This window comes from Roseomonas acroporae (assembly GCF_023223525.1).
Taxonomy (GTDB): domain Bacteria; phylum Pseudomonadota; class Alphaproteobacteria; order Acetobacterales; family Acetobacteraceae; genus Roseomonas_E; species Roseomonas_E acroporae.
Genome location: NZ_JALPRX010000022.1, coordinates 28,972 through 45,639, shown reverse-complemented (window position 1 = coordinate 45,639; position 16,668 = coordinate 28,972). Strand labels below are relative to the sequence as shown.

Genomic DNA, 16,668 nt, shown 5'->3' with positions numbered 1-16,668 from the left:
TCGGTATTCGTCGGGGGAAGCGCGGGGGCGGAAACGCAGACGGGCCGGGGCGCTGCGAGCGGCCCCGGCCCGGTCGCGTCCCGCGAGCGCGCTCAGTTGGCGGTGGGGGCCTCGTCCTGGCCCATCTGCTCCACCGCGGCGGCGTCGAGGCCGACGGTCGGGCTGGCCTGGGCGTCGTCCAGGAGCGGCTCCCCGGCCAGGATCTCGCCGGTCAGCGTCTCGTCGGCCAGCGGCTCGATCTCCTCGTCCGGCAGCTCCTCGCGGGCGCCGAGATCCATGCCGGAGGCGCCCAGCTCGGCGCTGATGCCGTCCAGCACCGCCGACGCGACCATGTCGCAGTAGAGGGTGATGGCGCGGATCGCATCGTCGTTGCCGGGGATCGGGAAGGCGACGCCCGAGGGATCAGCGTTGCTGTCCACCACGGCGACGACCGGGATGTTCAGCTTGTTGGCCTCCTCGATCGCCAGCTTCTCCTTCACCACGTCGATGATGAAGATGATGTCCGGCAGGCCGCCCATCTCCTTGATGCCGCCGAGGGAGCGGTCCAGCTTCTCCTTCTCGCGCGTCAGCATCAGGGTCTCCTTCTTGGTGAGGCCCTGCACGCCGGCGCCGAGCTGCTCCTCCATCTGGCGGAGGCGCTTGATCGAGCCGGTGATCGTCTTCCAGTTGGTCAGCATGCCGCCGAGCCAGCGGTGGTTGACGTAGTACTGGCCGCAGCGCTGGGCGCTCTCGGCCACGTAGTCGGCGGCGGACTTCTTGGTGCCGACGAACAGCACGCGCCCGCCCGCGGCCACCACGTCGCGGATGGCGCGCAGCGCGCGGTCCATCATCGGGACGGTCTGCTGCAGGTCGAGGATGTGGACCTGGTTGCGGACGCCGAAGATGTACGGCGCCATCTTCGGGTTCCAGCGGCGGGTGTGGTGGCCGAAGTGAACGCCGGCCTCGAGCAGCGGGCGCAGCGCGACCTGGGGCATCGCCATGGGCGAGATCCTTCCTGGTGTCCGGTTGGGCCTCCGCGGCGCTAAGCCCGGGATGTCTCCCCGGGACCGGACCCTGCCGGATGGTAGGGCGCGCCGCGTGCGGATTGGCAGGCCGCGGGGCCGCGCGCGGGGAAATGCCCGCCGGCGCGAATCCGGGTCCTGACGGCGCGCATATGGCACGCGGGCGCCGCGCGGACAACCCCGCGCGGGGCGCGCGGAACGCGGGGCGAGCCCGGTGGCGCCGCATGGGGACCGGGGCCGGGCGGGCCGTCCGGCGCCGCGGCGCGTTGCCGCTTATGGCCTTCGGACGCGGAATCCGACATGTCCCATGCCGACATGCCGCATCGCGCCGCCCGCCCGATCCTCGCCGCCCTGCTCCTGCTGCTCACCCCGTCGCCGGGGTGGACGCAGCGGCTCGACCATGCGCCCAACCCGTTCGCCGGCGGCGCGCCCGGCGGCACCGCGCCGACGACGCCGTCCCACCCCGCCCCCACCGCTCCGGCCACGGCGGTGCCGGCACCGGCAGATACGCCCGCGCGGCGGTTCACCTCGCTTCGCGCGGCCCGGCGCGCCTGCGGGGAGGATCCGGTGGTCTGGGCCAACCTGAATTCGCGCGCCCTGCACGAGGCAGGCAGCCCCTATTTCGGCAGGACGCGGCGCGGCGCCTATCTCTGCCGCTCGGAGGCGGAGCGCGACGGCTTCCGCCTGCCCGAGCGCGACGGCGGCCGCGCAACGGGGACGGGCGGGCGGGATGGCGGTGCCCGTCGGGGCGATGCCTCCCAGCCGGCGGAGCGTGCCGCCCCTCGGCACGACGGGTCGTGACGCTCCCCGCGCGCCCGGATGCACTAGCTCCCGTGCGCCCTGGATCTCCCATTTGCCCTGGCGTGACACCCCCGCGCGCCCTGGCGCGATACCCCCGCGCGCCCTGGCGCGACACCTCTGCTCCTGCGCACCCGGGACGACTGACCGCGCCGGAGCCGGCGCCCGGCGGCCTCAGCCGGCGCCGAACCGGTCCTGCCAGCAGGGCTGCGCTCCCGGCACCGGCAGCGCCTCGGCATGGAACACGCCGCGCGCGATCGCCCGCGCCATGACCAGCGTGGCGGCATGGCCGAGCAGCGTCAGTTCGGCGACCGGGTCGCGCAGCGGCACCTTCCCGGTGGCGGCGGCGAAGATCGTGTCGCCATCGTTCGGCGCGTGCGCCGGCAGCACGGCGCGTGCCAGCCCGTCATGCGCCATGACGGCCAGCCGCTTCGCCTGCGCCTTGGTCAGCGTGGCGTCGGTGGCGACCAGCCCGATGGTGGTGGCGGTCGGGTCCACGCCCTTCAGCCGGGGACGGAGCAGATCGGGCGTGAAGGCGGCGGGCAGGCCGCGGCCACCGAATTCGCCCTCCCGCTCGTAGGGCGCGGCCCAGAACCAGGGCCCCTCCCCCACCAGCGGCGAGCCCACCGCGTTCACCGCCACCAGCGCCGCCACGGTGTGCCCGGCCGCCGTCACGGCGCTCGCCGAACCCAGGCCGCCCTTCACCGTGGCCGTGGTCGCCCCCGTGCCGGCGCCCACGCTGCCCAGTGCGAACGCCCCCGGCGCGGCCGCCAGCGCCGCCCGGTGGCCCAACTCCCGGTAGGGCGGGAAGCGGCCCCATTCCTTGTCGCCGCCGTTGAGCAGATCGAACAGGATCGCCTGCGGCGCCAGCGGGATGCGGATGCCGGCGAAGCGCTGCCCGATCCCGGCCTCGCGCAGCGCCGCCTGCACGCCGCCGCCGGCATCGAGGCCGAAGGTGGAGCCGCCGGAGAGCACGATCGCGTCCACCCGCTCCAGCGTCGCATCGCCGTCGAGCAGCGCGGTGTCGCGCGTGCCGGGCGCGCCGCCCTGGATGCTGACGGCGGCGACCGCACCGCCCTCGAACAGCACGGCGGTGACGCCGGAGCCGAGCGCCAGGTCGGTGGCGTGCCCGACGCGAAGGCCGGGGATGTCGGTGAGGAGGTTCAGGGGCATGGCGCGGGCAGCATAGGACGGTTCCCTCGCCGGCGCCGGGCGGATCGGCCTCGGGCCGGGCGGATCGGGGAGGACAGGCCGGGGAACGGGGCTCCGACGAAGCGCCCGGGACCCGTGGCGAGGCGCCGCGCCCTTCGCCCCCCCGGCCTTCACCTCCCGGCCTTCACGCCCCTGGCCTTCGCGCCCGGCCGCAGACAACCCGGCCCGGCTGCCGTAAGGTGCCGCCGTGCCCGCCGACCCGCCCTTCTGGAAGCGCAAGACGCTCGACGCGCTGAGCCGCGCCGAGTGGGAATCCCTCTGCGACGGCTGCGGCCGCTGCTGCCTGCACAAGCTGCGCGACGAGGACACGGAGGAGCTGGCCTTCACCAACGTCGCCTGCCGGCTGCTCGACCTCGATTCGTGCCGCTGCTCGGACTACGCCAACCGGCGCGCCACCGTGCCCGACTGCATCAAGCTCACGGTGCGCCGGGTGATGACGATCGACTGGCTGCCGCCCTCCTGCGGCTACCGGCTGGTGGCGGAAGGCAAGGACCTGCCCTGGTGGCACCCGCTGGTCTCGGGCAGCGCCGAGACGGTGCACGAGGCCGGCATTTCCGTGCGCGGCCGCGCCGTGTCGGAGCGTCGCGCGGGGCCGCTGGAGGACCATGTGGTCGAGTGGCCCGGCGTGGCGCCGCCCGGCGCCCTGTCGCCGACGCCGCCGGAGGGCGGCGCCCGATCGGCAGGGCCGGGATCCGGCGACGCGACGGCAGCAAGCGACGCGACGGCAGCAAGCGACGCGACAGCAGCAAGCGACGCGCCGGCAGCACAGGCCGGGAGCGACGCGCCGGCAGCGCCGGAAGGGACCGCGCACGGACGGCCCGCCGGCCGGAAGGCGGCGGCCATGGCGATGACGGGAGAGGCGCCGGCGGCCGTCCGGAACGACCGTCGCGCCAGGAAGGGAGCGAGCTGATGCCGGAGGCCCTGTTCGGCGGCGTCAACGCCGCGGTGCTGACGCCGATGCGCGACGACCTCAGTCCCGATCCCGTCCGCCTCGCCGCGCGCTGCCGCTGGCTGCTGGCCAATGGCTGCGACGGCATCGGCCTGCTCGGCACCACGGGCGAGGCCAACAGCCTGGGCCTCGACGAGCGCCGCGCCGTGCTGGAGGGCGTGGTGGCGCAAGGCATCGACCCGGCCCGGCTGCTGCCCGGCACCGCCACCCCGGCGCTGACCGACACGGTGACGCTGACGCGGCACGCCGCGGCCCAGGGCTGCCGCGGCGTGCTGCTGCTGCCGCCCTTCTACTACAAGGGACCGAGCGAGGACGGGCTGTTCGCCTGGTTCTCGGAGGTGATCAACCGCACCGGCGGCGGCACGGCGATCTACCTCTACCACTTCCCGCAGCAATCGGCGGTGCCCTTCACCCTGCCCCTGGTCGAGCGGCTGCTGCGCGCCTTCCCCGGCACGGTGCGCGGCATGAAGGACAGCAGCGGCGACTGGGACAACACCGCCGCCATGATCGCGAATTTCGCCGCCGAGGGCTTCGAGGTCTATTCCGGCGCCGACGAGCACCTGCAGCGCAATCTCGCCGCCGGCGGCGCGGGCTGCATCACCGCCACCAGCAACATCAGCGCGCCCTGGGCCCAGCTCGTGTACGCGCACCGCGACGGGCCGGAGGCGGCGGCGGCGCAGGCGCGGATGGTGGCGCTGCGCGGCGTCGTCGCCGGGCCGCAGCTGATCCCGAACCTGCACGAGATCGTGGCGCGAAGCACCGGCGATGCCGCCTGGCGCACGCCCCGTCCGCCCTTCCTGCCGCTGCCGGCCGAGGCCGCCGGGTCGCTCTGGGCGCGGTACCAGGCGGCATTGCCCGAGGGCTGGCAGGCCAGCCAGGCGACGGCATGAACGGAGAGCGATGAGATGAGCGGTTTCGGCGAGAAGGCCATCGTGCCGCCGCTGACCTGCCGGGAGCCGGCGGTGCCCACCCTGCAGGTGGAGAACGAGCATGTGCGCGTGACGCGCTGGGACTTCCCGCCCGGCTCGGAGACCGGCTGGCACCGGCACGGCTTCAGCTACGTGGTGGTGCCGGTGATCGCCGGCACGATGCACGTGGAATTGCCGGGCGGCGGGACCACGACGGTCGAGATCACCCCCGGCGTCAGCTACGCGCGCGACTTCGGCGTGGAGCACAACGTGGTCAATGCCGGCACGGCGCCCTTCGCCTTCGTCGAGGTGGAGCTGAAGGCGCTGGCGGGGTAGGACGTCGCGAGGGAAGAGGGAAACGCCAGCCATGGCCATCCAGTACAAGTCGGACCACATCCACCTGCGCAGCCCGGACCCGGTCGCCGCGGCGCGCTTCTACGTCGAGGCGCTGGGCGCGCGCGAGGTGACGCGGCTCGACAACAACGGCGCGCTGCGAATCGTGCTCGACCTCGGCGGCCTCAGCGTCTTCGTCGAGCAGGTGCCCGCCACGACGCACCGCGCACCCGAGCCGCCCTATGTCGGCATCGAGCATATCGGCCTCGGCGTGAACGACATGGACGCGGCGGTGGCCGACCTGCGCACGCGCGGCGTGCATTTCGTGGTGGAGCCGAAGGAGGCGCGCCCCGGCGTGCGCATCGCCTTCCTCGAAGGCCCCGACAAGGTGCGCATCGAGCTGATCGAGCGCCGCCCCGCCTGAGCGGCAGGGCTGCGGCGGCCCGGCCTTCAGGGCCGCCAGCCGCCCTCGTTGCGCCCGTCCAGCTCGCGGTCGAGGTAGTAGGCGGCGCTGATGAGCGCGAGATGCGTGAAGGCCTGCGGGTAGTTGCCGAGGTAGCCGGCCTTCATGCTGAACTCCTCGGCGTAGAGCTGCAGGTGGTTGCCGTAGCGCAGCACCTTCTCGAAGATGTGGCGCGCCTCCTTCACCCGCCCCGCGCGCGCCAGGCACTCGACGTACCAGAAGGAGCAGGCGGCGAAGGCGCCCTCCTTTCCCCGTAGCCCGTCATCGCCGCGGTAGCGGTGGATCAGCCCGTCATCGGCCAGCTCCCGCCCGATCGCGTCCAGAGTCGCGAGCCAGCGCGGATCGGTGGCGCCGACGAAGCGCACCAGCGGCATCATCAGCAGCGAGGCGTCGAGCGCGGTGCCGCCCTTGCTCTGCACGAAATGGCCGCGCTCCTCGTTCCAGAAATTCGCCCAGATGTCGTCGTGGATCGCGTTGCGCGTCGCGACCCAGCGCTCGAAGGGCGCGGCGAGCGAACGCTTGCTGGCCAGGCGCACGGCACGGTCCACCGCCACCCAGCACATCAGCCGCGAGTGCAGGAATTCGCGCGGCGCGCTGCGCATCTCCCAGATGCCGGCATCCGCCTCCTGCCAGCATTCGCAGACATGGTCGACCACGCGCACCACGCCCATCCACTCGTCGTGCCAGATCGCCGGGCCGTACTTGTTGGCGAGGTAGATGGAATCCAGCAGCTCGCCGTAGATGTCGAGCTGGGTCTGGTGCCAGGCGTCGTTGCCGATGCGCACGGGGCGCGCCCCGCCATAGCCGGAAAGATGGTCGAGCGAGACCTCCTCCAGGCTGCCATCGCCGCTGATCGGGTACATGATGCGCAGCCGGCCGCCGGAATCGGTCCGCCGCGCCCGCTCGTCGACCCAGCGGGTGAAGGCCTGCGCCTCCTTCTGGTAGCCGAGGCGCATCAGCGCGTACATGGTGAAGGAGGCGTCGCGGACCCAGGTCGCGCGGTAGTCCCAGTTGCGCTCGCCGCCCGGCGCCTCCGGCAGGCCGAAGGTCGCGGCCGCGACCATCGAGCCGTGATGGCGCGAGGTCAGCAGCTTCAGCACCAGCGCCGAGCGCGTCACCACCTCGCGCCAGCGACCGCGATAGGTGGACTGCCCGGCCCAGCCCTGCCAGAACGCGACGGTGCGGTGGATGACGCCTTCCACGTCGGGCAGCGGCAGCGGATCGTCGCGGCCGGAATCGAGCACGATGTCGACCTGCTCGCCGGCCTGCAGCGTGAAGCACGCCACCACGTCGCCATCCTCGATGCCGAGCGGCGCGGTGGCGCGGAGGCGCAGCGCCGGCCCGCGCTCCGGCCGGAACCAGGCCGCGTCCGGCTCCAGCGTGGCCGGGACGCGCTCGCGCGCATAGTCGAAGCGCGGGGCGCAGCGCAGGCGCACCGTCACCGCGCCGCGCGTCGCGCGGACGCGGCGGATCAGCCGCGTCGCCTCGTCGCGTTCCGCCTCGGCGAGCGGCATCAGGTCGAGCACCTCGGCGCTCCACTCCTCGCCCAGCCAGCGCGTCATCAGCACGTTGGTGGCGGGCAGGTACATCTGCACGATGCGCGGCTCGGGGATCTCTGGGGCGAGCTCGAAGCAGCCGCCCTTCTCCGGGTCGAGCAGCGCCGCGAAGATGCTCGGGCTGTCGAAGTAGGGCCAGCAGAGGAAGTCGATCGTGCCGTCGGTCGCGACCAGCGCCACGGTGGAGAGGTCGCCGATCGCGCCGTGATCCTCGATCGGCCGCGGGATGCCCGGGCGCGGCTCGCGCTGCGCGCCGGCGGGGGAATGCTCAGCCATTGTCGCGGAAGCCCGGGTAGAGCGCCATGCCGCCATCGACGAACAGCGTGGCGCCGGTGACGTAGTCCGCCATGTCGGAGACCAGGAACAGCGCCGCCCGCGCCACGTCCTCGGGCTCGCCGACGCGGCCGTAGGGGATCAGCGCCAGCAGCCGCTTCGCGCCGTCGCCGTCCGTCACCTTCTCGTTGATCCGGGTGTGGATGGCGCCAGGGGCGATGGCGTTGACGCGGATGCGCTCGCCCGCCACCTCCTGCGCCAGGGTCTGCATCAGCAGGTGGATGCCGCCCTTGGAGGCGGCGTAGTTCGCGTGCCCCGCCCAGGGGATCACCTGGTGCACCGAGCTCATGCAGAGGATCTTGCCGCGCGCGCGGGAGACGCCGCGCTCGCCCTGGGCGCGGAACCGCTTCAGCGCCTCGCGGGCGCAGAGGAACTGCCCGGTCAGGTTGACCGAGATCACCTTGTCCCATTGCGCCAGCGTCATCTCGGCGAAGGCGGCGTCCTGCTGCAGGCCGGAATTGGCCACCAGCACGTCCACCGCGCCGTAGCGCGCCACCGTCTCCGTGAAGAGCCGCTCCACCGAGGCCTCGTCCGACACGTCCGCCTGCGCGGCGAAGGCGCGGCCGCCTTCCGCCTCGATCTCGCGCACCACCGCCTCGGCCGCCTCGGCGCCCGAATTGTAGTTCACCGCCACCGCCGCCCCGGCCCGCGCGAAAAGCAGCGCGATGCCGCGCCCGAGGCCGGAGCTTGCCCCGGTCACGATCGCCACCTGCCCGTCCAGCCTGCATTCCACGGCCCGTACTCCCACCAACGATCCAACGCGAAGCGTGGTGACGGGGCCGTGGGTTCCGCCCGCGCCGCCCGGCGGGATGCCGCCTTGTCTGGGCGGCGGGCTCAGGGCAGCAGGTGGTAGAGCGCCGTCCGGGCTGCCGCGATGCCCGTGGTGAACGGGGACGTGGCAGCGATCAGCCCGCCCCGGCGCGCCACCACGCCACGGTCTCCCGCAGCCCCGCCGCCAGTTCGATGCGTGGCGACCACAGCGCGCGCGGCGGCTGCGCGCCCGGCGTGGAGCCCCAGTCGCGGTGCAGGATCTCGCGGGCCTTGCCGTGGCCGAAGATGGTGCGCGGCAGGCCCAGCGCCGCCAGCGCGTCGTTGGCCGCGCCGGCGGCCAGCAGCAGCGCGTCCGGCACCGGCACGAAGCGCGGCGCGCGCCCCAGCGCCGCGCCGGTCAGGCGCAGGATGTCGCGCCAGGGGTGGCCCTCGGTGCGGACATCGGTGATCTCGAAGGTGGCGCCGGCCGGGCCCTCCCGGCACAGCGCGGCGATGGCGGCGGCCGCATCGGCGACGTGGATCATGCCGAGGCGCGGCGCGGGCGCCGTCGGCACCGGGGTGAGCGGCAGCCGGGCGAGGCGCAGCAGCGAGAGGCCGTCCACGTCCCACGGGCCGTAGATCACGCAGGGTCGCAGCACCACCCAGGGCGCCCCGCCGAGCGCCGCCACCGCCGCCGCCTCCCCGGCGCGCTTGCTGGCGGCGTAGGCGGAAAGCGAGGGCTCCCGCGCCGCCTGCGAGGAGACCAGCACGCAGCGCGCCGCCGGGGCATGCGCCGCGACGGCGGCGCCCAGCCGCCCGCTGCCGTCACGGTTGGCGGCCATGAATTCGGCCGCGCCGCGCGCCTTCACCAGCCCGGCCGCATGCACCACGGCATCGGCGCCGCGCACCAGCCGGGCCAGGGCGTCCGGGTCGGCGAGATCGCCGGGCACCGTCTCGAAGGGCAGGCCGGCGAGTTGCGGGTGCGCGGGCGCGCGGCGCGCCAGCAGGCGGACGCGCCAGCCGGCGGCGAGCAGCGCGGCGACGGCGTGGCGGCCGAGGAAGCCGGTGCCGCCGGTGAGGGCGGCGAGCGGAGAGGTCATCCGGTCGGGGGCGTCCGGCAGGGAAGGCCGCGCCTTTCCCGGGCCCCTACCGCCTGGGGAGGGCTCTGCCCTCCCCAGACCCCGCCCGCCAGGAACCTCAGGTTCCTGGACCTCCGCCGGCGTTCGGCCCTGGGCGGTGCAACCTGCGAATTCCGAAACGAACGGGGTATCCAAGGGGGCTTCGCCCCTTGGCGGGAGGATGCAAGGAGGGCGGCGCCCTCCTTGCCGGGGTCCGGGGCGGAGCCCCGAAACCGCCTCACCGCCCGCCCGGCGCCTTCCGCCGCCGCAGCAGCAGATGCACCGCACCCGTGTTCGCCGCGTGCGGGTGCGCCGCCCCCAGCAGCAGCGGCCGCAGGTCCGGCGCGTTCAGCCAGTGCAGGAATTCCCGCCGGATCACCCCGCCCCCGGAGGAGCCCTTCCCCGTCACCACCGCCACGCAGCGCAGCCCCTCCGCCTGGGCCAGCGCCAGGAAGCTGCGCACGGCGTGGTGCGCCTCGGCGGCGGTGCGTCCGTGCAGGTCCAGCGTGCGCTCCGGCCGCAGCCGGCCGCGCCGCAGGTCGCGCCAGCGCTGCGCGTCCAGCCCGCCCGGCGCCTCGCCGATGCTGATCGGCGCCTCCCCCATGCCGCCGCGCCGCTTCGGCGCCACGGCCGGCGCGGCGGGGGTCGGCCCGGGAGCCGGCGCCGGGGCCGGCGCCTCGGGCGCGGCCGGCGGCGCGGCGGGGGCGGGCGGCGGGGCACGGCCGCGCAGGGGCGTGACGCGGCTGGCATAGGCCAGCCACAGCGCCCGGTCCGCCTCGCTCAGCCCACGCGCGCGACGCGGCTTTCCCGTTGCTGCCATGCCGCGCGCGTCGTCAGTCGCCGGGAACCGCCGGCTCGCCCGGCTGCGCCACGGCCTCGGCCCGCGGATCTCCCGGCGCTTCGGCGGGGGCATCGCCCTCGTCGTCCACCAGCACGACGTGCAGCCGGCGCGGGCCGTGCGCGCCGAGCTCCAGCGTGGACTCGATGTCGGCCGAGCGCGAGGGGCCGGTGACCAGCATCACGTTGCGCGGCATGAAGCCGCCGGTCATGGGGTCGCGCCGCTCGGCGCGCAGCAGGTCCCACGCCTCCTCCAGCGCGCCGACGACGCGGCTGGCGTGCAGCACCACGATGGCGTGCTCGGGCAGCAGGTTCAGCGTGGTCGGGCGCGTCGGATCGGCCGGGAACATCAGCGTGCCGGTCTCGGCGATCGCGGCGAAGGCATGCTGCACCGTCACCTCGTCGGTCGGCATGGCGCGGCGCGCCTCGAAGCGCAGCAGCGGCCGCGCCGACCAGTCGATCCCCAGCAGCACCGGGTGCGGCGCCATGCCGAATTGCGGCGGCAGGTTGTGGGCGGCGAGGTAGTCGGCCACCGCCTCCGGCACGGCGGCGAGGTCGGGCACGCGCTCGAAGCTGCCGAACTCCTTCTCCAGGTTGCGCAGGAACAGCGCGAGCTGCTCCGGGCGCGGCAGGCGCGAGCGTGCGGGGATGAGCTGGCGCGGGTGCCGCGCCAGCCGCCCGCGCAGCATCGCCGCCTGGTCCTCCGGCAGCGGGCCGCGGCGCAGGCCGCGACGGATGGAGTCGAGGATGGCTTCCCTGCTCATGCGCGTGCCCCTGCCCTCGCCCTCACCGACCGCGCTGCCGCTTGCGGTACTCGGCCATGAAGGTGCCGCCCTCCGGCACCGGCAGGTCGCGCCCCCCGGTCCAGCCGCCGGCCAGCGGCAGCGCGCGGAAGGCGCCCCGCCCGCGCCCGAGCAGCCGCAGCGTCCCGGCGGCGAGGCGCGTCGCCGCGCGGTACATCGCCGGCCGCCGCGCGAACCACGCCCAGAGGCCGAGGCCGCGCCGCACCGTGGCGGGAGTCAGGTGGCGCTCGAACTCGCGCTCGCGCCAGTGGCGCATCAGCCCGGGCAGCGGGATCCTGACCGGGCAGACGCTCTCGCAGCGGCCGCAGAAGGTGGAGGCGTTGGGCAGGTGCCCGGCCTTGTCCACGCCCACCAGGGTCGGCGTCAGCACGCTGCCCATCGGGCCCGGGTACACCCAGCCGTAGCTGTGCCCGCCCACCGCGCCGTAGACCGGGCAGTGGTTCATGCAGGCGGCGCAGCGGATGCAGCGCAGCATGTCCTGGAACTCGGAGCCGATCATGTTGGAGCGGCCGCCGTCGATCAGCACGACGTGGTACTCCTCCGGCCCGTCCAGGTCCCCCTCGCGCCGCACGCCGGTGGAGAAGGTGGTGTAGACCGACATGTCCTGCCCCGTGGCCGAGCGCGCCAGCAGGCGCAGCAGGGTGCAGGCATCCTCCAGCGTCGGCACCGCCTTCTCGATGCTGGCGAGCGCCACGTGCACGCGCGGCAGCGTCTGCGTTAGGTCGCCGTTGCCCTCGTTGGTGACGATGACGGTGCTGCCGGTCTCGGCGATCAGGAAGTTGGCGCCGGTGATGCCCACGTCGGCGGCCAGGAAGCGCGCGCGCAGCCTGGTGCGCGCCTCGTCCATGAGCTGGCGCCGCTCGCCGAGCGGCCGGTCCGCCGGCAGGTCGGTGTGCGAGCGGCGGAAGCTCTCCTCCCAGTCCTCGCGGTTGAGGTGGAAGGCCGGGCCGATGATGTGCGAGGGCGGCTCGTCGCGCAATTGCAGGATGTACTCGCCGAGGTCGGTCTCGACCGGGGTGATGCCGTGCCGCTCCAGGTGCTCGTTGATGCCGAGTTCCTCGGAGATCATCGACTTGCCCTTGGTGACGGTGCGTGCCCCCGCCTCCCGGCAGATCCGCAGCACCGCCTCGCGCGCCTCGTCCGCCGTCGAGCACCAGTGCACCCGGCCGCCCGCCTTCTCGACGTTGGCGGCGAAGGTCTCAAGGTAGAAGTCGAGGTTCGCCAGCGTGTGGTTCTTGATGTCGCGCGCCACGTCGCGCAGCCGCTCGAATTCCGGCAGCGCGGCCCTGGCCGCGGCGCGCTTGGCGTGCATCTGCGGCGTGGTGGTGCCGAGCGCCTTCTGCAGCCCGGCATCGGCCAGGGCGCGGGCGGCGTTGCGCTTGAATTGGGGCGAGGTGACGAGCACGGGCGGCGATCCCTTATCGTTCCCGCACTCTACAACGCGCCGCTGCCCCGTACAGTACGGCGCCGCCCCGCCGGGTCGGCGCAATGCCGCAGCCCCTTGTTTTCAGGCCGGATTTGCCTTCGCACGGCCGGGCCGCGCGTGGCGGCCGCCACGGGGCGGCGGGCGGCCGGGGGCGGCGGTCGAGGAGGAAGGCGCCCCCGGCGCCGCGGCTCAGCCGGCCTTCCGCAGCGCCGGCAGCACCTCGCGGGCGAACAGGGCCATCCCCGCCAGCGCCTCGCCGTCGTCCAGCACGCCGTTGCCGTTGAAGACGCAGCGCAGCGCGCCGATGCCGGTCCCCGCCAGCAGCGCCCGGATCTGCGCGTGGCACGCCTCGGGGTCGCCGCAGATCGCCTGCTCGCGCAGGAAGCGCGCGGGATCGGCCGGCGGCACCGCGTCGGGCGGCGTGCCGCGCAGCGCGGCGAAGTGACGGCGCCGGCGATCGAGCCCCGGCAGCAGCCGTTCCAGCCGCGCCCGCGCCTCGGCCGCGTCGCGCCCGATGCAGACGTAGCGTGCCAGCGAGGAGCGCCCGAGCGCCCCCTCGCCGCCCCGCTCCGCCAGCAGCGTCCGGTAGAGCGCGAGCTGCCGCCCCTCCGGCGGCTCCAGGCTCAGCAGCAGCGGCAGGTCGTGGCGCAGCGCGAATTCCAGCGTCCCGCGCGAGGCGGCGGCGACGTGCAGCGGCGGGTGCGGCCGCTGCACCGGCTCCGGCCCGACCGGCACCCCCTCGAAGGACCAGAAGCGCCCCCGCGCCGTGACCGCGGGCTGCGTCCAGGCCCGGACCAGCAGCCCGTGCGCCTCCTCGAACCGCTCCCGCACCTCCTCCGGGCCGATGCCGAGCGCGCGAAAGGTCTCCGGGTCGGTGCCGCGCCCGATGCCGATGTCGAGCCGGCCGCCGCACTGCCGGTCGAGCTGCGCGATCTCCTCGGCCAGCAGCAGCGGGTGGTGCAGCGCCAGCACCAGCACCGAGGTGCCGACGCGCAGCCGCTCCGTCCGCGCCAGCAGCGCCGCGGCCAGCAGCAGCGTCGAGGGATAGGGCAGCGCCCGGCGGAAGCGGAACTCGCTGAACCACACCCCGTCGAAGCCCATCCGGTCCGCCGCCTCGAACAGCGCCAGGAAGTCGCGCGGGTCGCCCGCCGTCGCCTCCCGGGTCCATCCCGCCAGATCGATCCGCACGTCCCCCCCCCCCTGCCTTCCGCGCCTCTCCCCTTGCTCGACCTCGGCGACGGCCGCCCCGCGCGGCGCGCCCCGGAGCCTGCCCGAGTGGCCCGCGGGTCGGTCCCGTCCGCGCCCGAGGCACGCGGGCGAGCGCCGGGGTCCCGGCACGACGCGCCGCCCGCGCCGGCGGCCCTCGCTTCCCGGCACGGGAGGCCCTCGCCATCCCGAGGCCGGTCACCCGAACGGCGCTCAGCGACGTCCCGCCGCCGCGCCTCCGGCCCCCGATCCCCTGGCCAGCAGCGCCTCGTTCCCCGTCTCCCCGGCGCCGCCCGCCTGCGCCTGCATCTCCGCCAGCAGCACGCGCAGGTCCTCGTTCATCAGCGCGATGCTCGCCTCCAGCAGGTCGAGCATCGAATCGCGCAGCTCCAGATCCTGGATGGTGTAGTTGCCGCCGGGGCCGAACAGCAGCGCGAAGCGTTCGCGCTCGGCCGGCGTGCCGTCCGGGTCCAGCCCGCCATCGGCACGCCACTCCGCGACCAGCAGCGCGGCGGGCGTCTGCGCCGAGGCATCGTCCAGCCGGGGGCGGGTCAGGTAGTGCCAGACCGTGTAGGGGTACAGAGTCGAGCGGTCGGGACCCTCCCAGACCTCGCGCAGCAGGTTGGGGCTGGTGCGCAGCGGGCCGGAGGCCTCGCCGAACAGCAGCGACAGCGCCACCCCCGCCCCCGCCGCGCCGCCGGCGATCTCCGCGACGTCCGAGGCGGCATCGAGGCCGCCCAGCGAGAGCCCGCCCGACACCGCCGCCGAGGCCGCGCCGAGCAGGATGCCGGCCAGGCTCAGCCGCTGCACGCGCCGGTCCTGCGCCGATTGCAGCCGCGCCCGCAGCCCGTCCCCACGCTCGCCCTCGCAGTCGATCACGGCCAGGGTGCTAGCGACGTCGAGCATGGCGCGAGTCACGCGGTCGTCGACCGCCTGCCGCAGCCGGAGCTGCCGCAGCTCGGCCGCCATCCCGCCCGTCCCCGGTGCCGCCTCCGCCGCCGCCAGCCGCTCCAGCAGCGGCAGCGCGTCGATCACCTCGGCGATGCCGATCGCCGTGCGCGAATAGCCCCTGGCGGCGAGCGCGTCCGCCGCCCGCCGCCGCGTCTCGGGCGGCGCCGGCTCGACCGTCGCGACGTGACGGAGCCGCGTCTGCGGCACGCAGACACGCTCGGTCGCGGACAGCAGCCGGTGCTCGCGCGCGTTCCGCTCCGCCGTCGCGCAGCCGCCGAGCAGCAGCGCCAGCCCGAGCGCGGCGGGCCAGGCCCGGACGCGGCGCCGCGGCGGGACAGGCCGGCGGGGCGACGGGCCGGCGGCGGTGCACGGGGGCGGCAGGCAGGGCATGCGCCTCTCTACCGTACCGGCGCCGGCACGCAACGAAGCCTGGCCGCAGGCGGCCGGGCATGGCGGCCCGGCCCGTTCCCCGCTCCAGTTCCGGTGTCCGGTCCTGGCGCCGGGCCTGCCCGCCAGCGGACCGGCTCCGGCCCGTGGCAGGCTCGCGCGTCCGAACGCCACGGAGCGAATCGCATTCCCATGCCGGCCGAAGCAGCGCCACCGCGGCACGGCCGCCCCACCCTGCCTCTCGGCCCGCCTCCCGGCCCGCCGGCAACGAGCGGCGGACGGGGCGACGATGCCGACCCGCTCCCGACGCGCCGGCGGCTGCTGGGCGCGGGCAGGAGACTCGCCATCGCCGCGCTGGCCGCCGGCGGCACCACCGCCGCCTATGCGCTGGCGATCGAGCCCGCCTTCCGTCTCGTGGTGCGGGAATACCGCCTCTCCCTCCCCGGCTGGGGCGCCCGCCCGCCCCTCTCGCTGTGCCTCCTCGCCGACCCGCATTGCGGCGGGCCCTGGATGCCGCTCGCGCGCCTGCACCGGATCGTGGCGCTGGCCAACGCGTTGCGGCCGGATCTGCACCTGCTGCTCGGCGATCTGCCGGCGCATCACCGCTTCGCCGCCCCCGTGCCGATGGACGAGGCGGCCGCCATCCTGTCCGGGTTGCGCGCGCCGCTCGGCACCCTTGCCGTGCTCGGCAACCACGACTGGTGGGACGACGCGGCGGTGCAGCGGCGGCGTGCCGGGCGCCCGGCCATCGAGGCGCGGCTGCGGCGGGCCGGCATCCCGGTGCTGGCCAACGCGGCGTGCCGGCTGGCGCACGGCGACGGCATCTGGCTCTGCGGCACCGACAGCATGCTGCCCTACCGGGCCGCGCAGCATCTGCGCGCCGACGACCTGCCCGCCACGCTCGCCCAGCTGCGCGACGACGCCCCCGCCATCCTGCTCGCCCACGAGCCGGACCTGTTCCCGGAGGTGCCGGCGCGGATCGCGCTGACGCTGAGCGGCCACACCCATGGCGGACAGGTGCGGCTGTTCGGCCACTCCCCGGTCGTCCCCTCGCGCTACGGCAACCGCTACGCCTACGGGCTGGTGGAGGAGGCGGGCCGCCGCCTGATCGTCTCCGGCGGGCTGGGCTGCAGCATCCTGCCGGTGCGCCTCGGCGTCCCGCCCGAGCTGACCCTGGTGCATCTCGCCTGAGCACCCGACGCCCGCGGCGCACGCCCTCGCACGGCCTCGTGATGCCGCCGGCGCGTTGCCGCGCGACGATATCCTTACCGTTTCGTCACCGGTTTCTGTACTCTGCATGAAGGAAACGTCACGAAAGGTGCGCCATCATGAGCCGTACCGCACTGGAGCAGATCTCGCTCATCACCGAGGTCGCCGCCCTGGCCTTCATCCTCGGCGCCATGGCCGCCTCCGCCTGGGAGACGCGGCGCTGGAACCTGCAGGCCGGCGGCCGGACCCTCCGTACCCTGCATGCCGGCTCGCTGACTGCCGGCATCGTCGCCGCCGTCATCGCCTTCGCGCTGGCGCTGCACATCAGCTACCTGCTGCTGCACTGAGCGGCCGCGCGGCATCGCCACGGGCGGCATCGGCCCGCCCGCGGCGCCATGCCGGTCATGCCGTGCCGGTCACGCCGTTCC

Annotated in this window: 16 protein-coding genes and 1 pseudogene; 7 read left to right on the top strand and 10 right to left on the bottom strand. The window is 75.1% G+C overall.

Annotated elements, in window-relative coordinates; translation table 11 throughout:
• Nucleotides 1–92: 92 nt before the first annotated feature.
• Nucleotides 93–980, bottom strand: a complete 888-nt coding sequence (rpsB, locus tag M0638_RS06030) for a 30S ribosomal protein S2 (protein WP_248666059.1) — start codon at nucleotides 978–980, stop codon at nucleotides 93–95.
• A gap of 321 nt (nucleotides 981–1,301) precedes the next feature.
• On the opposite strand from rpsB, the gene M0638_RS06025 reads away from it, so the two are divergent.
• Nucleotides 1,302–1,802: a hypothetical protein gene (locus M0638_RS06025; protein ID WP_248666058.1), complete on the top strand. Its 501-nt coding sequence runs from the start codon at nucleotides 1,302–1,304 to the stop codon at nucleotides 1,800–1,802.
• Nucleotides 1,803–1,973: 171 nt separating this feature from the next.
• Here M0638_RS06025 and M0638_RS06020 read toward each other — a convergent pair whose 3' ends face one another.
• The gene (locus M0638_RS06020) at nucleotides 1,974–2,972 is read right to left on the bottom strand and encodes a P1 family peptidase (protein ID WP_248666057.1); all 999 of its coding nucleotides are present in this window, start codon (nucleotides 2,970–2,972) and stop codon (nucleotides 1,974–1,976) included.
• Nucleotides 2,973–3,198: 226 nt separating this feature from the next.
• Here M0638_RS06020 and M0638_RS06015 point away from each other — a divergent pair.
• The 4 genes and pseudogenes from M0638_RS06015 to M0638_RS06000 form a co-directional block, all read left to right on the top strand.
• Nucleotides 3,199–3,645, top strand: a pseudogene (locus M0638_RS06015) (YcgN family cysteine cluster protein); the annotation flags it as partial.
• A gap of 275 nt (nucleotides 3,646–3,920) precedes the next feature.
• Complete coding sequence (locus M0638_RS06010; protein ID WP_248666056.1) at nucleotides 3,921–4,850, top strand: dihydrodipicolinate synthase family protein; 930 nt, start codon at nucleotides 3,921–3,923, stop codon at nucleotides 4,848–4,850.
• A 15-nt stretch (nucleotides 4,851–4,865) separates the two neighbouring features.
• Entirely contained in the window at nucleotides 4,866–5,204 is a 339-nt protein-coding gene (locus M0638_RS06005; RefSeq protein WP_282571872.1) for a cupin domain-containing protein, read from the top strand.
• A gap of 31 nt (nucleotides 5,205–5,235) precedes the next feature.
• On the top strand, nucleotides 5,236–5,625 hold the full coding sequence (locus tag M0638_RS06000; protein ID WP_248666055.1) for a VOC family protein: 390 nt from the start codon (nucleotides 5,236–5,238) through the stop codon (nucleotides 5,623–5,625).
• Nucleotides 5,626–5,651: 26 nt separating this feature from the next.
• Here the strand turns inward: M0638_RS06000 and M0638_RS05995 are convergent, their stop codons facing one another.
• The 8 genes from M0638_RS05995 to M0638_RS05960 form a co-directional block, all read right to left on the bottom strand.
• On the bottom strand, nucleotides 5,652–7,496 hold the full coding sequence (locus M0638_RS05995) for a glycoside hydrolase family 15 protein (RefSeq protein ID WP_248666054.1): 1,845 nt from the start codon (nucleotides 7,494–7,496) through the stop codon (nucleotides 5,652–5,654).
• Nucleotides 7,489–8,286, bottom strand: coding sequence for a glucose 1-dehydrogenase (locus M0638_RS05990; RefSeq protein WP_248666053.1), 798 nt, complete (start codon nucleotides 8,284–8,286; stop codon nucleotides 7,489–7,491). Before M0638_RS05990 ends, M0638_RS05995 begins: the two co-directional genes overlap by 8 nt.
• A 172-nt stretch (nucleotides 8,287–8,458) precedes the next feature.
• A complete protein-coding gene (locus M0638_RS05985; RefSeq protein ID WP_248666052.1) occupies nucleotides 8,459–9,403 on the bottom strand; it encodes an NAD-dependent epimerase/dehydratase family protein in 945 nt (314 codons plus the stop codon).
• Between the two features lie 256 nt (nucleotides 9,404–9,659).
• Complete coding sequence (locus M0638_RS05980; protein WP_248666051.1) at nucleotides 9,660–10,241, bottom strand: Smr/MutS family protein; 582 nt, start codon at nucleotides 10,239–10,241, stop codon at nucleotides 9,660–9,662.
• Nucleotides 10,242–10,254: 13 nt separating this feature from the next.
• Nucleotides 10,255–11,022, bottom strand: coding sequence for a LutC/YkgG family protein (locus M0638_RS05975; protein ID WP_248666050.1), 768 nt, complete (start codon nucleotides 11,020–11,022; stop codon nucleotides 10,255–10,257).
• Nucleotides 11,023–11,044: 22 nt separating this feature from the next.
• On the bottom strand, nucleotides 11,045–12,466 hold the full coding sequence (locus tag M0638_RS05970) for a LutB/LldF family L-lactate oxidation iron-sulfur protein (protein ID WP_248666049.1): 1,422 nt from the start codon (nucleotides 12,464–12,466) through the stop codon (nucleotides 11,045–11,047).
• A gap of 210 nt (nucleotides 12,467–12,676) precedes the next feature.
• Nucleotides 12,677–13,675 carry an LLM class flavin-dependent oxidoreductase gene (locus tag M0638_RS05965; RefSeq protein WP_248666048.1) on the bottom strand — a complete coding sequence of 333 codons (999 nt, stop codon included), beginning with the start codon at nucleotides 13,673–13,675 and terminating at the stop codon, nucleotides 12,677–12,679.
• A gap of 231 nt (nucleotides 13,676–13,906) precedes the next feature.
• The gene (locus tag M0638_RS05960) at nucleotides 13,907–15,034 is read right to left on the bottom strand and encodes a hypothetical protein (RefSeq protein WP_248666047.1); all 1,128 of its coding nucleotides are present in this window, start codon (nucleotides 15,032–15,034) and stop codon (nucleotides 13,907–13,909) included.
• Between the two features lie 189 nt (nucleotides 15,035–15,223).
• On the opposite strand from M0638_RS05960, the gene M0638_RS05955 reads away from it, so the two are divergent.
• Nucleotides 15,224–16,222 (top strand): metallophosphoesterase, encoded by a 999-nt coding sequence (locus M0638_RS05955; protein ID WP_248666046.1) that lies wholly within the window; start codon nucleotides 15,224–15,226, stop codon nucleotides 16,220–16,222.
• A 137-nt stretch (nucleotides 16,223–16,359) separates the two neighbouring features.
• A complete protein-coding gene (locus M0638_RS05950) occupies nucleotides 16,360–16,587 on the top strand; it encodes a hypothetical protein (RefSeq protein WP_248666045.1) in 228 nt (75 codons plus the stop codon).
• The last annotated feature ends 81 nt before the right edge of the window (nucleotides 16,588–16,668 follow it).